General features: G+C 63.9%; 18 protein-coding genes. 8 read left to right on the top strand and 10 right to left on the bottom strand.

The features are described 5' to 3' along the window. Window positions 1-28 precede the first annotated feature (28 nt). The gene (locus ACIQTZ_RS08150) at window positions 29-1,048 is read left to right on the top strand and encodes a LacI family DNA-binding transcriptional regulator (protein WP_402979334.1); all 1,020 of its coding nucleotides are present in this window, start codon (window positions 29-31) and stop codon (window positions 1,046-1,048) included. Window positions 1,049-1,119: 71 nt separating this feature from the next. Here the strand turns inward: ACIQTZ_RS08150 and ACIQTZ_RS08145 are convergent, their stop codons facing one another. From ACIQTZ_RS08145 to ACIQTZ_RS08135, 3 genes are read right to left on the bottom strand one after another with little or no spacing between them, the layout of a single operon-like run. Then, window positions 1,120-1,329 carry a hypothetical protein gene (locus ACIQTZ_RS08145; protein ID WP_400333887.1) on the bottom strand — a complete coding sequence of 70 codons (210 nt, stop codon included), beginning with the start codon at window positions 1,327-1,329 and terminating at the stop codon, window positions 1,120-1,122. Window positions 1,330-1,389: 60 nt separating this feature from the next. Beyond that, window positions 1,390-2,367, bottom strand: a complete 978-nt coding sequence (locus ACIQTZ_RS08140) for an NAD-dependent epimerase/dehydratase family protein (RefSeq protein ID WP_402979331.1) — start codon at window positions 2,365-2,367, stop codon at window positions 1,390-1,392. Window positions 2,368-2,415: 48 nt separating this feature from the next. Beyond that, window positions 2,416-3,402 carry an NAD(P)/FAD-dependent oxidoreductase gene (locus tag ACIQTZ_RS08135; protein ID WP_402979328.1) on the bottom strand — a complete coding sequence of 329 codons (987 nt, stop codon included), beginning with the start codon at window positions 3,400-3,402 and terminating at the stop codon, window positions 2,416-2,418. Window positions 3,403-3,546: 144 nt separating this feature from the next. On the opposite strand from ACIQTZ_RS08135, the gene ACIQTZ_RS08130 reads away from it, so the two are divergent. From ACIQTZ_RS08130 to ACIQTZ_RS08115, 4 genes are all read left to right on the top strand, one after another. Then, complete coding sequence (locus tag ACIQTZ_RS08130) at window positions 3,547-4,128, top strand: helix-turn-helix domain-containing protein (RefSeq protein ID WP_397323225.1); 582 nt, start codon at window positions 3,547-3,549, stop codon at window positions 4,126-4,128. Between the two features lie 141 nt (window positions 4,129-4,269). Further along, the gene (locus tag ACIQTZ_RS08125; protein ID WP_402979325.1) at window positions 4,270-5,283 is read left to right on the top strand and encodes a nitrilase-related carbon-nitrogen hydrolase; all 1,014 of its coding nucleotides are present in this window, start codon (window positions 4,270-4,272) and stop codon (window positions 5,281-5,283) included. Next, entirely contained in the window at window positions 5,280-6,305 is a 1,026-nt protein-coding gene (locus ACIQTZ_RS08120) for an agmatine/peptidylarginine deiminase (RefSeq protein ID WP_402979322.1), read from the top strand. Before ACIQTZ_RS08125 ends, ACIQTZ_RS08120 begins: the two co-directional genes overlap by 4 nt. A gap of 12 nt (window positions 6,306-6,317) precedes the next feature. Next, complete coding sequence (locus tag ACIQTZ_RS08115; protein WP_397323228.1) at window positions 6,318-7,853, top strand: APC family permease; 1,536 nt, start codon at window positions 6,318-6,320, stop codon at window positions 7,851-7,853. Between the two features lie 123 nt (window positions 7,854-7,976). On the opposite strand, the gene ACIQTZ_RS08110 is transcribed toward ACIQTZ_RS08115, so the two are convergent. The 6 genes from ACIQTZ_RS08110 to ACIQTZ_RS08085 all read right to left on the bottom strand — a co-directional run bounded on the left by ACIQTZ_RS08110 (window position 7,977) and on the right by ACIQTZ_RS08085 (window position 12,708). Then, window positions 7,977-8,522 carry a hypothetical protein gene (locus tag ACIQTZ_RS08110; protein ID WP_402979319.1) on the bottom strand — a complete coding sequence of 182 codons (546 nt, stop codon included), beginning with the start codon at window positions 8,520-8,522 and terminating at the stop codon, window positions 7,977-7,979. A 282-nt stretch (window positions 8,523-8,804) separates the two neighbouring features. After that, entirely contained in the window at window positions 8,805-9,107 is a 303-nt protein-coding gene (locus tag ACIQTZ_RS08105) for a DUF4193 domain-containing protein (protein WP_387438096.1), read from the bottom strand. Between the two features lie 150 nt (window positions 9,108-9,257). Next, on the bottom strand, window positions 9,258-10,475 hold the full coding sequence (lhgO, locus tag ACIQTZ_RS08100; RefSeq protein WP_402979316.1) for an L-2-hydroxyglutarate oxidase: 1,218 nt from the start codon (window positions 10,473-10,475) through the stop codon (window positions 9,258-9,260). Between the two features lie 109 nt (window positions 10,476-10,584). Beyond that, on the bottom strand, window positions 10,585-11,073 hold the full coding sequence (locus ACIQTZ_RS08095) for a DUF805 domain-containing protein (protein WP_402949115.1): 489 nt from the start codon (window positions 11,071-11,073) through the stop codon (window positions 10,585-10,587). A 181-nt stretch (window positions 11,074-11,254) separates the two neighbouring features. Next, on the bottom strand, window positions 11,255-11,452 hold the full coding sequence (locus ACIQTZ_RS08090; RefSeq protein WP_402949118.1) for a helix-turn-helix transcriptional regulator: 198 nt from the start codon (window positions 11,450-11,452) through the stop codon (window positions 11,255-11,257). Between the two features lie 110 nt (window positions 11,453-11,562). Further along, complete coding sequence (locus ACIQTZ_RS08085) at window positions 11,563-12,708, bottom strand: MFS transporter (RefSeq protein WP_402979314.1); 1,146 nt, start codon at window positions 12,706-12,708, stop codon at window positions 11,563-11,565. A gap of 179 nt (window positions 12,709-12,887) precedes the next feature. On the opposite strand from ACIQTZ_RS08085, the gene ACIQTZ_RS08080 reads away from it, so the two are divergent. From ACIQTZ_RS08080 to ACIQTZ_RS08070, 3 genes are all read left to right on the top strand, one after another. Then, on the top strand, window positions 12,888-13,346 hold the full coding sequence (locus ACIQTZ_RS08080) for a MarR family winged helix-turn-helix transcriptional regulator (RefSeq protein WP_397323236.1): 459 nt from the start codon (window positions 12,888-12,890) through the stop codon (window positions 13,344-13,346). Between the two features lie 87 nt (window positions 13,347-13,433). Further along, a complete protein-coding gene (locus ACIQTZ_RS08075; protein WP_402979312.1) occupies window positions 13,434-13,736 on the top strand; it encodes a helix-turn-helix domain-containing protein in 303 nt (100 codons plus the stop codon). Beyond that, a complete protein-coding gene (locus tag ACIQTZ_RS08070; RefSeq protein ID WP_402979309.1) occupies window positions 13,733-14,950 on the top strand; it encodes a type II toxin-antitoxin system HipA family toxin in 1,218 nt (405 codons plus the stop codon). Before ACIQTZ_RS08075 ends, ACIQTZ_RS08070 begins: the two co-directional genes overlap by 4 nt. Before the next feature lie 74 nt (window positions 14,951-15,024). Here the strand turns inward: ACIQTZ_RS08070 and ACIQTZ_RS08065 are convergent, their stop codons facing one another. Next, window positions 15,025-17,607, bottom strand: coding sequence for a family 78 glycoside hydrolase catalytic domain (locus ACIQTZ_RS08065; RefSeq protein WP_402979306.1), 2,583 nt, complete (start codon window positions 17,605-17,607; stop codon window positions 15,025-15,027). Window positions 17,608-17,645: the final 38 nt, after the last annotated feature.

Here is a 17,645-nt window from a genome sequence, read left to right as displayed (position 1 = left end):
AGCAGACCCGAAAGGCATGCTGAACTCCGTGAAAACACCCGACGCGCGGCCCGCTCCCCAGCCCCGACGCCCCACCCTCTACGACGTCGCCACCCAGGCCGGTGTCTCGCCGTCGTTGGTTTCGCTCTTCCTGAAGGACCCCGAGAGGGTCAGCGCCAAGCGCCGGGACGCCGTGCACCACGCCATCAACGAACTCGGCTACCGGCCCAGCCGCGCTGCGACCACCCTGGCCAGCAACCGCACCAAGAGCATCGGGCTGGTCATCGACGACTACCGGAACCTCTGGTTCGTGGACCTGCTCCGCGGCATGGAATCTGTCCTCTCCGAGCCCGGCTACCAAGTCACCCTGGCCGATTCGCGGCCCGGCGAGAACCGGATCAAGGAAGCCACGGACGGCCTCCTCGCCATGCACGTGGACGCCCTGGTCATCGCCGCCGAGCCCAGCGAGCCCATGCTGGCCCGCACCTGGGTGCCCACCGTCGTCGCCGGTTGGCGCCAGGGTGTCCCCGCAGGAGCCGACCTGATCACCAACGATGACGACCTCGGCGGCGCCATGGCAACGAACCACCTTCTGCACCTGGGCCACACACGCATTGGCCACCTGTCAGGGCATGACGGCGCCTCCGCCCACCGGCGGGCGGGTTTCCGCCGCGCCATGGAGACTGCGGGTGCGGACGCAGTGGTTGCCGAATCCGGCGGAACATCGGAAGAGGACGGCTATGCGTCCGCATGCTGGCTCCTGGACCACCATCCGGACACCACCGCGATCTTCGCCGCCAACGACACCATGGCGCTGGGAGCCTTCGCCGCGCTCAAGGCACGCGGGCTGTCCGTGCCATCGGATGTCTCGGTGATTGGCTACGACAACTCGCCCCTGGCGAAGTCGCGTTACCTGGACCTGACATCCATCGACAACCGAAGCGACGTCGTGGGAATGGACGCGGCACGTCGCCTGCTGGCACGCCTTGAGGACGACAGCCTCCAACCCGAGCGCACCCTCATCGAACCCGCGCTGGTTCTCCGGAGCACAACCACCGCCCCGGCTTAAAGCAACGCAGGATCACTTACGGCCCCTAATCCCCCTCTGGATGGGCCGCAAGTGACCCCGCGTTGCCTGAATCAGACTTTCTCGCGAATGCGTTCGGTCTCCGGTTCGGAGACTTCGAATTCCCGACGCCGGCGGGCCAGGAACGTCCACAGCGTGCCTTCTGTCTGTGGTCGCTTCTCGACGGGCTGAACCGGGGTTTCCTCAGTCTTGCGGGTTTCGGGTTTGCGCGCGGAGTCCTTCTTCGTGCGCCGCTCGAAGTCCTGATAGTACGCGTAGCACATACCAACCTCCTTCAATGGCTGCCCTTTAATCGTCCTCGCCTTCAGGCCACAAGTCGACCGTTAATTGCTTGGCCGCAGCCCTCCCGCCACGCGCAATTTCCCGTTAGCGACAAGCCACTGGATGGATTCGAGCACGGCCGCGTCCGGCTCGTAGCGCGGCTGGTATCCGAGGAGCCGTTCGGCCTTTCTGATGGAGAAGCAATGGCTGCGGTGCAAGTGCGCCCAGCTGGCCTCGGCATGCTCTTCCGGAGTGGAGCCGCGGAACTCGTCCCAGCTGACGGCGTTGAGCCGGGCTGCCTGCCCGAACCACCCGGCCGCGATCTCGGCGTACCCGCGGACGCTGAGGGCGGTGGGAGCCACGATGTTAAAGTCCTCCCCCGCCGCCTCCTGCCGGCGCTCCACTGCCTTGTCGAAGGCCTGCGCCAAGTCATCGGCGTGCACGTGGTGCATGAGCTCCGTCCCGCTGCCGGGGATTGTCAGTAGTTCGCCCGCGGACAGCGTGTGCCAGACGTCCGGGTCCAGGTTGCCCAGCGGGCCAATGGGCTGCCAGCCCGGACCCACGATGTGGCCGGGATGCAGCGACGTGGTGGCCAGCCCACCGTTCGCGGTTTCCTCCTTGAGCATCCGGGCGATCCGGTCCTTCTGGATCCCGTATTCACCGTACGGCGGGAGGTCGGCTTCCTCGGGAATGGGAACCTTCCGGCTTGGCCCATAACGCCAAATGGAACCGCAGTGCAGCAGGTGCCCGGCCTCGCCGCGCAAGCGTTCAACCAACGCCGCGGCTGATTCGAGCGTGAAGCACACCAGGTCAATCACGACGTCGGCACGCAGTTCCGCGATCCGCTGACCGAAGGTGCCCTCCCGGTCCTCCTGCTCCCGATCGGCCGCCACGCTATGGACCTGGCTCCATTCCGGACTTTCCACATAGGGTGCCCGGTTCCCGCGGCTGACGTTGATGACCTCGTGGCCACCCCGCACCAGCCGCGGCACCAGAAAGCTGCCGATGTGTCCACTACCGCCGATAACAACGATTCTCATGGTGTCCCATCTCAAGGCTCGGAAGGATCTGGGCACCACGCTAGTCCGTCAGCGAACCGTTGCGGGAGACCCCTGCCGGGCTGCCTCCACCGCCATCCGGGTTTCGGCCACCATGAGGTCGGCGTTGATCACCGCTCCGGCCATGTTGCCCGCGGCAGCTGCGGCCACCACCTGCCCCGTCAGGTCCGTGACATTACCGGCCACCCACACGCCGGGGACCGATGTCGCACCGCCAAGGGCCGTGGTTTCCACGTGGTGTCCCACTCCCATGGGATGCTCGGCCGGTTGGATACCGAGCGACTCAAGGACACCTGACCGCGCCTCCATCCGCGGCCCCACTACTGCGGCCTCCACGGGGATGGTCTGACCCGATTCCAGGGTGACGCCGGACAAAGCATCATGCTCGGCCTTGAGGGACGCCACCTTGCCGTCAACCACCGTGATGGAACGGGCTGCCAGCTGTTCCCACTCTTCCTCAGTTGGCTCCACCACGCCATTAAGGAACAGGGTGATGTCCGGGCTCCATTGCCGGAAGAGCAGAGCCTGATGCATGGACATCGGCCCGCTTCCCAGGATCCCGATCGCCTTGTTCCGCACCTCCCAGCCGTGGCAGTACGGGCAATGCAGCACGTCCTTGCCCCAGCGTTCGCGGATGCCCTCGATGTCCGGGAGCACGTCCTTCAGGCCGGTCGCAACGAGCAAACGCCGCGCCGCAACCAACCGCCCATCAGCCAGCTCCACCGCAAAGGCGGGCTCCGCGCCCGGGCCGGGTTCCGCCGTCGAGCGCGCGGATGTTGCGGCGCCTCCCACGATGCTGCCGCCGTACTTTCGGACCTCCTCCCGCCCCACGGCGAGCAGGTCCAGCGGGCTCATGCCGTCCCGGGACAGGAATCCGTGGACGCCTGCCGCCGGCGCATTCCTGGGCTCCCCTGCGTCGATGACCAGCACCGAGCGCAATGCCCTGCCCAACGTGACGGCCGCACTCAGCCCGGCCGCTCCGCCACCGATCACTACAACGTCGTACTGCTGTTCCATACTCTTCCCTTCATCCGTTGCGGGGCCCTCCGGCTCTAATCCGCACTCACAAGGCGCAAAGCGGGCCCACAACACCGTGATTCCATCGTTTCGCAGCCTCGCAAAGAACAGCAAGAAAGTTTGCTGCTATGGCAAACTGGGACCATGGATTCCGATTTCAGCAAACTCCTCGATTCCGTCGGCCCCAGGCTTCGGGACCTGCGCACCCGGAAAAACGTGACGCTCGCGGAGGCCTCCGAGGCCACGGGCATTTCGGTCAGCACGCTCTCCCGGCTCGAATCCGGCCAGCGCAAGCCCACCTTGGAACTCCTGTTGCCCATTGCCCGACTGCACCAGGTCCCCCTCGAGGAACTCATCGACGCGCCGGAAACGGGCGATCCCCGCATCCACCTCAAGCCCCATGTCCACCACTGGGGAACCGCTTTGCCTTTAACCAAGAGAGCCGGCGGCATTCAGGCCTTCAAGATGATCCTGCCGGGAGGGACTGGCAAGGAAGAACCCAACCCACAGTCCCACGAGGGCTACGACTGGATGTACATCCTCAACGGCAAGCTCAGGCTGATCCTGGGAGAGAACGACTTCATCCTCAAGGCCGGCGAAGCTGCGGAATTCGACACCCGAACGCCGCATTGGTTCGCGAGCGCAACCTCGGAGCCGGTGGAACTCCTGACACTCTTCGGCCAGCAAGGCGAGCGCATGCATGTGAGGGCCCGCCCCAAGCGCTGAACCCTGCCACTGAACACTGCCACTCGGGCGGTCATAAAAGAACGAGGTTCATTTCTACCCTTGCGCTCCGGCGTGACTCCCGCCATACTAAATGAACGCTATTCATTTAGTGACAGTCGTCTCACCGGAGTACATGCCATCATGATTGAAATTACCCGCCTCGAAGCCCCGACTTCCCTGGCACGCACCGAACCGTCCACCCGCACCCCGCTGCGGGTCGGCGTCGTCCAGCACCGCTGGCATGCCGACGAAGCCGTCCTGCGCGCCGAGCTCAACGAGGGCATCGAGCGTGCGGCCAAGCTGGGTGCCACCGTCGTCTTCCTCCCTGAGCTGACGCTCTCCCGCTACCCGGCGGACACCCGCCCGGAGAACAACCCTGCTGCAGGCATCCGCCCCTCGGACATCACCGAGGACCTCCTCACGGGCCCCACCTTCACCTTCGCCGCAGAAGCAGCCAGGAAGTTCGGCGTCTCCGTCCACGCGTCCTTGTACCAAAGGGCCGAGAACCCGGACGGCAGCGATGACGGGCTGGGCCTGAACACCGCCATCCTGGTCTCGCCCGCCGGCGAGCTCGTTGCCCGCACCCACAAGCTGCACATCCCCGTGACGGCCGGCTACTACGAGGACAAGTTCTTCCGCCAGGGCCCGGACTCCGATGATGCCTACGCCGTGCACGCACCCGCCGAGCTGGGTGGAGCCCGCCTGGGCATGCCCACGTGCTGGGACGAATGGTTCCCGGAACTGGCCCGCGTGTACTCCCTGGGCGGTGCCGAAATCCTGGTCTACCCCACGGCCATCGGTTCCGAACCGGACCACCCGGACTTCGATACCCAGCCGCTGTGGCAGCAGGTGATCGTGGGCAACGGCATCGCCAACGGACTGTTCATGATCGCCCCGAACCGCCATGGCAGCGAAGGAACCCTGAACTTCTACGGATCCTCCTTCATCTCCGATCCGTACGGCCGCATCCTCGTCCAGGCACCGCGCGATGAGTCCGCAGTCCTGGTGGCTGACCTGGACCTCGACCAGCGCAAGGACTGGCTGACGCTCTTCCCGTTCCTCGCCACCCGCCGCCCGGAAACGTACGCCCGCCTCACCGAACCGGTGAACGCTGATGCGCCGCTCGGCTCCCAGCCCCAGGCGGTCTCCGCGTGAGCGCCTGGCGCATGCCGTCGGAAACGGCCCCGCAGGACCGCGTCTGGATGGCCTTCCCCACCGGCGGCTACACCCTGGGCGAAACCGAGGAAGAGGCACACGCCGCTCGCTCCACGTGGGCGGCCGTCGCCAACGCCATCCTTGAGTTCGAGCCGGTCACCATGGTGGTAGCGCCCGACGACGTCGAAACGGCCGCGCGCTACTTGGACCCTCGCGTCGAGGTACTGACGGCGGAACTGAACGACGCCTGGATGCGGGACATCGGACCGTCCTTCGTGCTCGATGCCAACAAGAAGCTCGGCGCCGTGGACTGGATCTTCAACGGCTGGGGTGGCCAGGACTGGGCCGCGTGGGACAAGGACTCCCTCATCGCCGAATACGTCTCCGGCCGGTCCGGGGTCCAGCACCTCCCGTCCGGCATTGTCAACGAGGGCGGCGGAATCCAGGTTGACGGTGAAGGCACCGTACTGGTGACCGAAACCGTGCAGCTGGACCAGGGCCGCAACCCGGGCCTGACCAAGGCCGATATCGAGGAAGAGTTGGCCCGCACCATCGGGGCGACGCACGTCGTGTGGCTCCCCCGCGGCCTGACCCGTGATTCCGAGAAGTTCGGAACCCGAGGCCACGTGGACATCGTGGCAGCCATCCCCAGCCCGGGAACGCTCCTGGTCCATTCGCAGCAGAACCCGGAACACCCGGATTACAAAGTCTCCCGGGAAATCATCGACTTCCTGCGCACCACCCATGACGCAGCAGGCCGGGAGTGGAACATCATCGAGGTTCCCGCACCGGAAACACTCACCGACGACGAGGGGTTTGTGGACTACAGCTACATCAACCACCTCGTAGTCAATGGCGGGGTCATCGCCTGCAGCTTCAACGACCCCATGGACGAGAAAGCCCTCCGCATTCTCGCCGATGCCTACCCCGGCCGCCGCGTGGTCAGTGTTGACGCGCGCGAGCTCTTCGCACGGGGTGGCGGCATCCACTGCATCACGCAGCAGCAGCCTACGGCCATCTAGAAAGGGCCTTCCATGAGCCAGACAATCCGCAGCAGCACTGACGCTGCAACGTCGCATGACATCAGCGGCAAGGGACTGAAGACGGGGCAGTTGGGGCTCCTCGCCGTCGTCGTTCTTGGCATTTCAACCATCGCCCCGGCGTATACGCTCACCAGCGCGCTTGGACCCACGGTCAACGAAGCCGGGCTTCAGCTGCCCGTGATCTTCCTGATCGGGTTCATTCCGATGATCCTGGTGTCCCTTGCCTACCGGGAACTCAACGCAGACTCCCCGGACAGCGGAACCACGTTCACCTGGGTCACCAAGGCGTTCGGCCCCTGGGTGGGCTGGATGGGCGGTTGGGGCCTGCTGGCAGCCAACATCATCGTCCTGTCCAACCTGGCCGGCGTGGCCGTGGACTTCTTCTACCTGTTCCTGGCCCAGGCAACCGGCAACCCGGAACTCGCCGACCTCGCCGGTGACAAGGTCATCAACGTCCTCACCTGCTTCGTCTTCGTGGCACTGGCAGTGTGGGTCAGCTACCGGGGCCTGCACACCACCAAGATCGTGCAGTACGGCCTGGTGGGGTTCCAGCTGCTGGTTTTGGGCCTCTTCGTGGCCATGGCCTTCGCCAACTGGTCCACTTCGGAGACCGCCGTGCCGTTCAGCTGGGACTGGTTCGACGTCACCAAGATTGAAACCTTCGGGCAGGTAGCGGCCGGCATCTCGCTCTCGATCTTCGTGTACTGGGGCTGGGATGTGTGCCTCACCGTGAACGAGGAGACCGCCAACGGCAAGAAGACAGCGGGCGCAGCAGGAACCCTGACCGCAGTGATCGTGCTGGGCATCTACCTGCTGGTTACCATCGCCACCATGATGTTCGCCGGCGTTGGGGACACCGGAATCGGGCTGAACAACGAGGAGAACCACGCCAACGTGTTCACGGCCCTCGCGTCACCGGTGATGGGACCGTTCGCGATCCTCATGTCCCTCGCGGTCCTCTCGAGTTCAGCGGCCTCACTCCAGTCCACGTTCACGTCGCCGTCCCGCAGCCTGCTGGCCATGGCGCACTACGGCGCCCTGCCCGAGCGTTTCAGCCACATGAGCAAGAAATTCTCGACGCCGGGCTTCGCCACCATCGCTGCCGGCGTCCTGTCCGCGGGCTTCTACGCGGTGATGCACGTGATCAGCGAAAACGTCCTGAACGACACCATCCTGGCCCTGGGCCTGATGATCTGCTTCTACTACGGGCTCACCGCCATTGCCTGCGTTTGGTATTTCCGGAACAGCGTCTTCACGAGCGCCCGCAATTTCTTCCTGCGGCTCCTGTGCCCGCTGCTGGGTGGCGTTGGACTGTTCGTCGTGTTCCTGCAGACGGCCGTGGACAGCTGGGCTCCGGAGTTCGGCAGCGGCTCGGAGATCTTCGGTGTGGGCCTGGTGTTTGTCCTCGGCGTAGGGATCCTGGCGATGGGTGCGGTGGTCATGCTGATCATGTCCCGCGTGCGGCCGGGGTTCTTCCGCGGAGAGACCATCCGCAAGGACACCCCTGCATTGGTGGTCCCCGAGTAGGCCTGACCTGCCCTGACCCGACCTGCCCCAACCACGCGCAGTTCGCTGGAAAGCTGCCGGTTCGCACGGAATTTTCCGTACGAACCGGCAGCTTTCCCCGTGTGCGGCCGTGTCTTGTGAGGCCTACCAGTGGTGCGCCACGTCCACTACCAGGCGCGAGCCGCCGTCGGGCCCGTCCAAGGTGAACACCCGGAACGGAAGCCGGGCACGGACACCTAGCCCCACGCTCGTGTAGCCTTCGAAGCTGCCCGCATAGGCTACCTGTCGGAATGTCTGGTAGCCCGAGACGTTGGAGAGCTCGGCCTTCGCCGCAGGAACATACGTAGCTTGGCCGCCCTGGTTGTAGGACGGAGCCGTGACAGTCACTTGGAGATCGGCGTCGCCCAGCAACGGGATCTCAAAGCCCGAGCCATCCTGGACCACCACCGGAACGTACTGCACGGAGTATCCGGCCACTTTGCCGGAAAGGTCGATCACCAAACGGTCGTAGCAGGCCTGTTGGCCTGTGCGGACGTTCGTGACATTCGCGGAGCTCATGTCCGGATCGGCCTTTGCCAGCGATCCCCACATGATCCCGCAATACGGTGATGCCGAGGCAGGGCCCGGCGCCACCAGCCCGAGACCGGCAACCGCGACCACGGCTCCCATTCCGGCGCTGATTTTCCTCATTTTTTGCCCCCTTCAAGGCGGGTTGGATACCACCAGAATAGGAGCGTCACCCCGCATTTGGACCGCTCGTTTCCGCTTCGGCGCCCAACCGTTAGGGGGATATTTCGGTGGTCACGGAAAGGTCATGCAGTGGGCATTTTGGCTCCCCTGGAACGCCATTCCTTGTAGTTCCGGCACCCCGTTCGTAACCCAAGATCACGTGACCGTGGCGTGATATTGGGCACGTAAAAACCCCACCCGGCCATTCCTGGTCAGATGGGGTCCGTTGCGCCGCGAAGTGGCTCAGCCTTCGCAGTCCTTGCAGTATTTAAGGCCGTTCTTTTCCAACGCCACCTGGGACCGGTGACGGACCAGGAAACAGGAAGCACAGGTGAATTCATCCGACTGCTCGGGAACCACCACAACGGTCAATTCTTCATTTGAAAGATCGGCGCCCGGGAGGTCGATGCCTTCGGCGGTGTCGTTTTCATCGACATCGATGACAGCAGTCTGGGCACCGGTCCCACGGGACTGTTGAAGGGCTTCAAGCGATTCAGCGGGAGACTCTTCTTCGGTCTTGCGCGGGGCGTCGTAATCAGTAGCCATAAGGTTCGCTTTCGTTGCTGCATAAGTGCCATTCCGGCACCTCAGTGCAGCAGTTTAGGGCAAAGAACCCGCATTCCACGAATACTGTGTCCAACACGACACCACGGTGCCATTTCGCTTGGATTTACGCTGGTTTCGCTGCGGTAATGCCTAGCCCGCCAAGGCCTGTTCCACAATGTACTCGGCAATGGCCATGGACGACGTAGCCCCAGGTGACGGTGCGTTCCGTACCAAAACCATGTCCCGGCGTCGGGCAATCACAAAGTCGTCCACCAGCGAACCGTCGCCATTCATGGCCTGGGCGCGCACGCCGCGGGTGCCGGGAACCACCGTGGCACCTTCCAACGAGGGCACAAACCGCATGGCCTCCCTGATGAATTTCTTTTTGCTGACTACCGTTTGGAACTCACGGATGGCCGAAGGGACATTCTGGCGGGCGAAATTCCAAAACCCTGGGAACATCGCGTAATTCAGCACGTCCCGGGCATTGACATCCTTCCAGGAATACGATTCCCGGCCGAAGGAAATGAAGGCGTTGGGACCGAGCATCATTTCGCCGTCAATGCGTTTGGTGAGGTGCACGCCCAGGAAGGGATGTTTGGGATCCGGAACCGGGTAGATGAGTCCTTTGACCTGGTTGCGGGCTTCGGCTCCCAGCAGGAAGTACTGTCCGAAGAAAGGAACAATCCGCGGCGTCTTCGGCTCCCCCGTCGCCGCAGCGAGCCTGTCCGACTGGAGCCCTGCGCAGGCAACCACCAGGTCGTAGTGCTCTCCTCCCTTCTTGGTGTGGACAACAACTCCGCTGGCCTGCTGTTCCAGGGAGGTGACCTCCTGGCCGAGGCGGATCTGGCCGCCCGCGACGCGGACGTCGTCGGCGAGCGCGTTGGTGATGGCCGCGTAGTCCACGATCGCCGTTTCCGGCGAGTGGAGGGCGGAAAGCCCGACGGCGTTCGGCTCCACCTCGCCGATCTGGTGGGCGTCGAGCATTCGCACCCCCGGAACCCCGTTGGCCGTGGCGCGGGCGAAAATGTTGTCCAGGCGCTTGGCTTCTTCGGGGGTCTGGGCGATCACGAGCTTGCCGCAGGCCTCATAGGGGAGGTCCTTCTCGGCACAGAACTCCTGAAGCAGCCCCACTCCCCTGCGGCAAAGGGTTGCCTTCAGTCCACCAGGCTCGTAGTAGAGGCCAGCGTGTACCACCCCCGAGTTGTGGCCCGTCTGGTGCCCCGCGAGCTTGTCCTCTTTCTCGTAGAGGGTGACGTGGGCGCCGTCGAGCTTGTTCGCGAGTTCGCGTGCCACGGCCACCCCAATGATGCCGCCCCCAACCACTGCGCAACGTCTGATGCTCCTGGCCTGTGCAGGGTTGGTCATGTCACTCCTCGTCGTTGGGGCTGGTCTTCAGCATGCCACGGCTTGGTCCATGGGATACGAAAAGGGGCGGCACATGGTGTGCCGCCCCTTTTCGGGTAATGCGGGGTCCTTATGCGGTGGGCACGTCGAAACGCTGGCCGGCCGGGTTGGACGGGAGCAGCGTCAGGACGAGGACAGCCAGGGCTCCGAGGAACGGAACCAGGACGAGCAGGACAAGCCAGCCGCTGAAGTTGCCGTCGTGCAGGCGGCGGACGGTCAGGGCGATGGACGGAACGATCGTCGCGAGGCCCCAGACGGCAATCAGGATGAAGCCAACAACGGCACCCGGTCCGGGAACGGAGGTTCCGTTGGAAACCGTGGCACCGGCGGCACCCAGGATAGTGGTCAGAAGGTTCAAAACGAAGCCCACGACAGCGGCAACCAGTGCCCACCACCAGTACTCACTGCGGCTCGCACGGCCCGTGAACGCTGTGTACTTCTTGAAGAAACGCTGGACAGCAGCGCCAATGGGTGCGCCGTAGTAGGGAGCCCACAGCGGCGGTTCGCCGCCCTGTGCGCCGTAGGGCTGGGTCTGCTGAGGTTGTTGCTGATAGCTCATTGGTATATCCCCCGGTTAGGTGTGAGTCGAACTCAGACGTGTACTCATTCTGATGAGTCGTTGCTCATCGTAATGCTCTTGGGCTGGCAAAGGCAGTTGAACGGACAAAATTAACCGGGATTTATCCCTTTGACGGAATGTTTCCGGCTTCGTCGGTGTCAGCCAACCAAGCCCCCTGCCATCAGCCCACCTTCACGTGGAGGCCCAAGACGTTGGCTATCGCAACGAGCGCTCCCAGCCCTGGGTTGCCGGTTCCAGTCTCCACAGCCCGGACAGTTCGCTCGGCAACTCCCGCAAGTTCGGCCAAGTCCCGCTGGTTGAGCGAGGCTTCCCTGCGGGCCTCGCGGACCGTCCGTCCGATTGCCAGTGCATCATTCATGGATTACTCACCGCCTCCGGCAAGATCCTGCCGTTATACGTGATTCAGGAGCCAATTGTGGCGCCTAGGCAGCGAATCGGCAATATCCTGCCGATTGCGCCCGGGGTGGCCTACTCGCCGCTCTTCGGATAAGCGCCCATCAACGCCGCCGAAATGATCCAGATCGCCCCCATGGCCACCACCATCACGGCACCGCCCAACCCCGCGGCCGAGGCTGCCACCGCCGCGCCACCCGCTGATGCACTGGCTCGGAATCCGGCGCTGACAGTGAAGATCTGTGACTTGAGGTGCGGCGGGCTAAGCCGGTTCCGCAGGAACAGCATGGCGGCAGTCGAGGGTGCGGTGAACGCGCCGGACAATCCGATGGCCAAGACCGTCCAGAGCGTGCCGAAGTTCAACGCGGCCACCGCAGTCAACAGTCCGGTGGCCAGGAAACCCGCCAGCATCACGAATTCCGGCGAGCGTCGCGTGGGCCGCGCCGTCTCGTAAAGCGCCCCGAGAAGACTGCCCACGGCAAAGGACGTCACCACTGCTGCGCCTTCGCTGGGCGATCCGACGCGTTCCACGGACAACGCGATGGCCGCAACGGCCAAACCGCCTTGCCCCAACTGGGTCAGGGTGGACGACGCCGTCATCACAGCCAGCGGACGATGCGAGAAGATCATGCGCAGTCCCCCTTTGACGGCCTGCCAGGGCGAGCCACCCGATCGGCCATGGGGCCGGAGCCGCACGGCCCGTATCGCCAAGGAACCGAGGGCCGCCGCAACAGCCAACACCCACAGGGCAGCCTGCGCCGGGAGTAATACGGAAATGATCGCTACCAAGGCAGGACCGGCCACGGCGGACACGTTGTAGGACAGCGCGTCATAGGCGAAGGCGCGGCGGCCATCCGGGATGGCACCGGACACGAAACTGGAGAGCCCTCCCATATAGAAGGGTGACACGGCGCCGGCCAGAACCAGGAGGACGAACACTACCGGCAGCGGAACCTGTCCGATGAACGCTGCAGCGGCAAACGCGATGGCCGTCAGGATACCGGATCCCGCCACCAACAAGCGGGGGCGGCGGGTCCGGTCCAGGGCAGTGCCCACCAAGGGTGCGGCCAGCACGCTGGGACCCAGCGACGCCGCGACCAGCAAGCCCCCGACGGCGACGTCCCCCAATTGCTGGACGGCCAGGATGGGCAGGGCTACTGCGGCACCGGCACTCGCCATGCGTGGCGGAACTGAAGCGGCGAGATATCCGAGCGCGCCCATGTGTGATGGAACCCCTTGTGAGCCTGGGAAGTGAGTCTTTCCAGCACCTTAGCCCACGCTTGACAGGACCCGTGGCGCGCACGACTCTTGGCGTCGTGAGATGCTTGAAGCGGTCATGGGGGCCTGCGCATCTGACAAAAATGTAGCGGTCGTGGTCGTTTCTACTATTTGGAGTTGTCATGGGTCCGCTGCTTGCCGATGTTGAAACACCGCGCCTCGCGGCCGCGGAGATCGGCAACGATGTTGGTCTCTTGCTGGGGAAGCTCCACGACGCCGGCTCCGCCCTCAACAAGCACACCCTGGGCGACTTCCGCCTCCGCGAGCGCACCTTCTCGGTACTGACACTTGCCTGCAGTGGTTTGGACGCCACGCAACGCGAGATTGCCGAATTCCTCAGCCTCGACCTCAACCAGGTGGCGGGCCTGGTGGATGATCTGGAACACCGCGGGCTGGTGGAACGCGCCCCCGGACAACGGAACAGGCGCTCCAGGGCCATCGTCTCCACGGGTGAGGGACGCCGGATCCACAACAAGATCCGCTCGGAGCTGGACGCTTGCGAACAACAGCAGCTCGCCCACTTGAGCGAGGACGAAGTGACGCAACTGAAGACCCTGCTCCGCAAAGCCCTTTGGGGCTAAGTATCTGACGGAACTTAGTGCTCACAATACTGACCACTAAAGCACTTAATGGTCGTAATCCTGACCATTAAGGTCTATGCTGACATCATGGCAATGTCGCGGACCTCCAGCAGAACCCAACGGACGGCCGCCACCCTCGGCGAACAATTGCTCACGTGGCGGAGGCTCCTGGGGCTCACCGCGGCGCAAGTCGCAGATCGGGCCGGCATAAGCCGCAATACACTCCGAAAGATTGAACACGGGGAGTTGGGCGTGGGCTTGGAAGCCTTTCTCGACGTAGCCAGAGTACTCGGCCTAAACGAGCAACTAAATAAGGCCCTGGACCCCTACGAAACGGATTTTGGCCGTGCCCGCGCCGACCAGATACTCCCTGAGCGCGTACGACGATGACGAATCCCGTCGAGGTAGACCTCGAGCTGGCCACTGGCCCAATCAACGTCGGCAGGGCCTACTTAGTTGCTCGGCGGGGTGTCACCACTACGAGCTTCACCTACTCCCCCACCTTTCTGGCCCATCCTGACTCGTACGCCATCGATCCGGCGCTCCCTGTCACCCGTGGAAGCCACACGGTCAAGGGTCTGCCCGGAGCGTTCGCCGACGCCTCGCCTGATCGTTGGGGCCGGCACATAGTCACCAAGAGAGTCCAAACTGAAGCCAGGAGCCTTGGAAAAAATCCGGGTACGCTAACCGACCGGGACTTCCTGCTAGGGGTATCGGATGTCACGCGACAAGGAGCTCTTCGGTTCCGCCTCGTGGACGGTCCGCATCTGAGCGATGGCACCGACGTGCCCAAGCTCGTCCAACTCCCGGAACTCCGGGCAGCCGCTCATGAAGCCGAATTGGACACCGGGAACCTCGCTGCACTAAAGAAGCTACTGGACTCCGGAACGGCGAGCCTTGGAGGCGCGAGGCCAAAAGCATCAGTCCAGGACGGCTCCGAGCTTGCCATAGCCAAGTTCGCGCATCAAGGAGACCAATGGAAAGTCATCGCATGGGAAGCGGCGACCCTCAAGTTGGCCCGTGACGCGGGGATCAAGACTCCTGCCTTTAGCCTTCATCATGTGGGCACAAACGACCCGGTTCTTGTGCTGGATCGCTTTGACAGGCTCACGAGTCAGCGGATCAACTACGTATCGGCCATGACCATGCTTCAGCAGGAAGACGGCACACACGGAGACTATCTTGATCTTCTGGATGTCATCGACGAACATTCGGAAGCTCCTTCCGAGGATCGCGAAGAACTATTCCGGCGAATAGCTTTCAATTACGCCGTCAACAACACAGATGATCACCTTAAAAACCACGGCTTCATCCGAGGAAGCAATGGGTGGCGCCTATCCCCGGCCTTCGACGTCAACCCCAACCCGGACGTCAATTCCGAACACGCCACTTCAATCGATGGCGCTACGAAACGGGAGTCCGGACTCCGGGCATTGATGGGCGTTTCGGAATACTTCGTCAGTGCCGACAAACGGGATGCCATTCTGTCGGCCATTCTCCGGTCCGTCACCCAGTGGCGGGAAGCAGCGGTTAGCTGCAGGATTCCTGCAGCCGAAGTTGAATTGTTCACACCGCTCTTGGATGCACGCCCGCATATCTGGTAGACGTCCGGAGAACGCTCTCCCTCACAGCAGCCGCAAGACCGGGCAGGTCACCCCGCCCGGCCCAGCACATCAGGCTAAGAGACCCGCTCCACCGCGAACTCGTGACGCCCGGATCCCACCTCGAGTGCCTCCTGTCCGGGCAACTCAACCCGCGCCGTGGTACCGGTGGGAATATCGACGACGGCGGTGAGGCCGCCGTCGTCCTCTCGCCACAGGACCGAGGCGGTTCCGTAAGGAGTGTCATGCCGCGCTGATGCCCACGTGAGCCCCCCACCGGGCTGTGGCTTCACGAGGATTTTCCGGTATCCCGGCTCCAGGGGCGCGAGACCCGCCACGGTACGGTGCATCCAGTCGGCCACCGCTCCCAAGGCGTAGTGGTTGAAGGATGTCATCTCTCCCGGGTTGATCGAACCGTCCGGGAGCATGGAATCCCAGCGTTCCCAGATGGTAGTGCCGCCCTGTCCCACAGCGTAGAGCCACGATGGACACTCCTTCTCAAGGAGCAGATCATAGGCCGCGTCGATTTCGCCGGACGTGGTAAGGGCGTCGGACACCACCGGAGTTCCAGCGAAGCCCGTTCCGATCCGGTTACGGTTGGCCCTGACCAGTTGGGCCAGGCGGGTGCCCGCGTGTTGGGCGGTATCCACATCAGGGAAGAGGTCGAAGACAATCGCGAGCGCGTATGCCGTCTGGGCGTCGCTGGTCATGGTGCCATCGGCAAGGATGTACTCGGCGGCGAACGCAGCGGCCACCTCGCGTGCCAGCGAAAGGTACCGGAGTTCATCGTCGGATTTCCCGAGGACGGCGGCGGACCTGGCAAGGTGGCGCGCCGACCAGGCGAAGTAGGCCGTCGCCACGAGGTGTGGATCGGTCATGGCCTGGGTTGGGTCTTCAGGGGGTGCCGTGGGGTCGAGCCAGTCACCCAGCTGGAAGCTGCCATTCCAGAGACGGCTTTCGCCTGCAAGCCGTTCCAGCAAGTCAACCCAGCCCTTGGCGCTTTCGTACTGCGCGGCCAGGATTCCAGGGTCGTTGAAACGCTCGTGCAAGGTCCAAGGCGTCAGGACGGCGACGTCTCCCCAGACTGCCCCCGGCCGGATGGGCGTCCAGTAGTTCCCGCCAGGAATCACGGGCGCATACCAAGGCACCGTGCCGTCCGGAAGCTGTTCTGCGGCCACGTCCTTGAGCCACGAGGACAGCATTCCCGAGCAGTCGTAGAGGAAGCTGGCCGTGGGTGCGAAAACCTGGATGTCGCCGGTCCATCCCAACCGTTCGTCACGCTGCGGGCAGTCCGTCGGGATGTCAACGAAGTTGCCCTTCATGCTCCACAGCACGTTGTCATGCAAACGGTTCAGCTCGGGATTGGAGCTCTCGAACCAGCCGGTCCGCTCCATGTCTGTGTGGTACACCCGTGCTACAACGTTTTCAGCGATGTCACCGCCGGACCACCCCGTGATTTCGGCGTAGCGGAACCCGTGGATGGTAAACCGCGGTTCCCACGTTTCAACTCCGCCGCCGGCCAAGGTGAACGTGTCCGTGGCATCTGCCTCGCGCAGCGGCCTGGTGTACAGCTCGCCGTCCTGCAGGACCTCTGCATGCCGCAAGGTCACGGTATCCCCGGCCCGGCCGGCTACGGTGATGCGGAGCCTACCCACCAGGTTCTGGCCGAAGTCGATCAGTGTCTTGCCCGATGGCGACGCCCAGACACTGACCGGCCGGACTTCGTCCGTGCAACGTACCGGGGGTCCTTCCGGAGCAACCAGCGTGCGGGGATCGCGTTCGACGCCGGTCACCGGCTCCCAGCCGGCGTCGTCGAAACCGGGGCTGCTCCAGCCCTCCGGCCACTCCCGGGCGTCGTACTTTTCGCCCTTATACAGGCTCGCCAACAGGACAGGGCCATGCGAAGCCTTCCACGTCCCGTCCGTACCCACCACGGTGACGCTGCCGTCATCGTGAGTCACCTGAAGCTGGGCCAGGAGCGCAACCTTGTCTCCGTAGAGGTTGGCATGTCCGCCCCGGAAGCCGATACGTCCCCGGTACCAACCATCAGCGAGCAGGGCTCCCATGGCGTTGTCCCCTGCTGCCAGGTGTTCCGTGACGTCGTAGGTGTAGTACCGCAGCCTCTTGCCGTAGACCGTCCATCCGGGCGAAAGAGCATCGTCGCCCACCCTTTGGCCGTTGATCTCCATCTCGTAGAGCCCATGGGCGGTCACGTAAAGCCGCGCTGAGGTGACGGGACGGTCCAACGTGAATGTGTGCCGCAGCAAGGGTGGGCGCCGGTCCGCGTCCGGATCCTCGTCCCAGGCGGGCGTGATCGCGGTTGCCGTCCAGTCCGAGGGGTTCAAGAGACCGGTTTCGACGGCGGATGGCTGGCTCCAGTTGCTGGGTTCGGACTCGTCAGTCCCCCACACACGGACGCTGATCTCCGCGCGCTGGGCCGACCCCAGTGCCTCAGCCGGCCAAGGAACGAGGACCGACTCGGCGGACTCGATCCGCGCGCTGGTCCACGTTCCACCATTGACGGCAACGGACAACTGGTAGGCCTCCTGGACCCAGCCCGGTTCAGCGGAGGTCTTCCAGGAAATTCGTGGCTTGTCGACACCGATCCCCATGGCTTGCGGAAGGTGTTCGAAGGTTGCCGGTTGCACGAGGGCAGGCATGGGTGAGTCTCCTTGCAGGGTGAGTCGGTGGTTTCGGT

This window comes from Paenarthrobacter sp. NPDC090520 (genome assembly GCF_044769205.1).
Taxonomy (GTDB): Bacteria; Actinomycetota; Actinomycetes; order Actinomycetales; family Micrococcaceae; genus Arthrobacter.
The sequence above is the reverse complement of the archived record's forward strand: the minus strand, read 5'-3'. Positions and strand labels throughout refer to the sequence as shown.

Excerpts from the sequence above, each read along its gene's own strand:
- ACIQTZ_RS08145 (WP_400333887.1), bottom strand. The coding sequence starts at position 1,329 with ATGTGCTACGCGTACTATCAGGACTTCGAGCGGCGCACGAAGAAGGAC.
- ACIQTZ_RS08140 (WP_402979331.1), bottom strand. The coding sequence starts at position 2,367 with ATGAGAATCGTTGTTATCGGCGGTAGTGGACACATCGGCAGCTTTCTG.
- ACIQTZ_RS08135 (WP_402979328.1), bottom strand. The coding sequence starts at position 3,402 with ATGGAACAGCAGTACGACGTTGTAGTGATCGGTGGCGGAGCGGCCGGG.
- ACIQTZ_RS08130 (WP_397323225.1), top strand. The coding sequence starts at position 3,547 with ATGGATTCCGATTTCAGCAAACTCCTCGATTCCGTCGGCCCCAGGCTT.
- ACIQTZ_RS08125 (WP_402979325.1), top strand. The coding sequence starts at position 4,270 with ATGATTGAAATTACCCGCCTCGAAGCCCCGACTTCCCTGGCACGCACC.
- ACIQTZ_RS08115 (WP_397323228.1), top strand. The coding sequence starts at position 6,318 with ATGAGCCAGACAATCCGCAGCAGCACTGACGCTGCAACGTCGCATGAC.
- ACIQTZ_RS08110 (WP_402979319.1), bottom strand. The coding sequence starts at position 8,522 with ATGAGGAAAATCAGCGCCGGAATGGGAGCCGTGGTCGCGGTTGCCGGT.
- ACIQTZ_RS08105 (WP_387438096.1), bottom strand. The coding sequence starts at position 9,107 with ATGGCTACTGATTACGACGCCCCGCGCAAGACCGAAGAAGAGTCTCCC.
- lhgO (WP_402979316.1), bottom strand. The coding sequence starts at position 10,475 with ATGACCAACCCTGCACAGGCCAGGAGCATCAGACGTTGCGCAGTGGTT.
- ACIQTZ_RS08095 (WP_402949115.1), bottom strand. The coding sequence starts at position 11,073 with ATGAGCTATCAGCAACAACCTCAGCAGACCCAGCCCTACGGCGCACAG.
- ACIQTZ_RS08090 (WP_402949118.1), bottom strand. The coding sequence starts at position 11,452 with ATGAATGATGCACTGGCAATCGGACGGACGGTCCGCGAGGCCCGCAGG.
- ACIQTZ_RS08085 (WP_402979314.1), bottom strand. The coding sequence starts at position 12,708 with ATGGGCGCGCTCGGATATCTCGCCGCTTCAGTTCCGCCACGCATGGCG.
- ACIQTZ_RS08080 (WP_397323236.1), top strand. The coding sequence starts at position 12,888 with ATGGGTCCGCTGCTTGCCGATGTTGAAACACCGCGCCTCGCGGCCGCG.
- ACIQTZ_RS08075 (WP_402979312.1), top strand. The coding sequence starts at position 13,434 with ATGGCAATGTCGCGGACCTCCAGCAGAACCCAACGGACGGCCGCCACC.
- ACIQTZ_RS08070 (WP_402979309.1), top strand. The coding sequence starts at position 13,733 with ATGACGAATCCCGTCGAGGTAGACCTCGAGCTGGCCACTGGCCCAATC.
- ACIQTZ_RS08065 (WP_402979306.1), bottom strand. The coding sequence starts at position 17,607 with ATGCCTGCCCTCGTGCAACCGGCAACCTTCGAACACCTTCCGCAAGCC.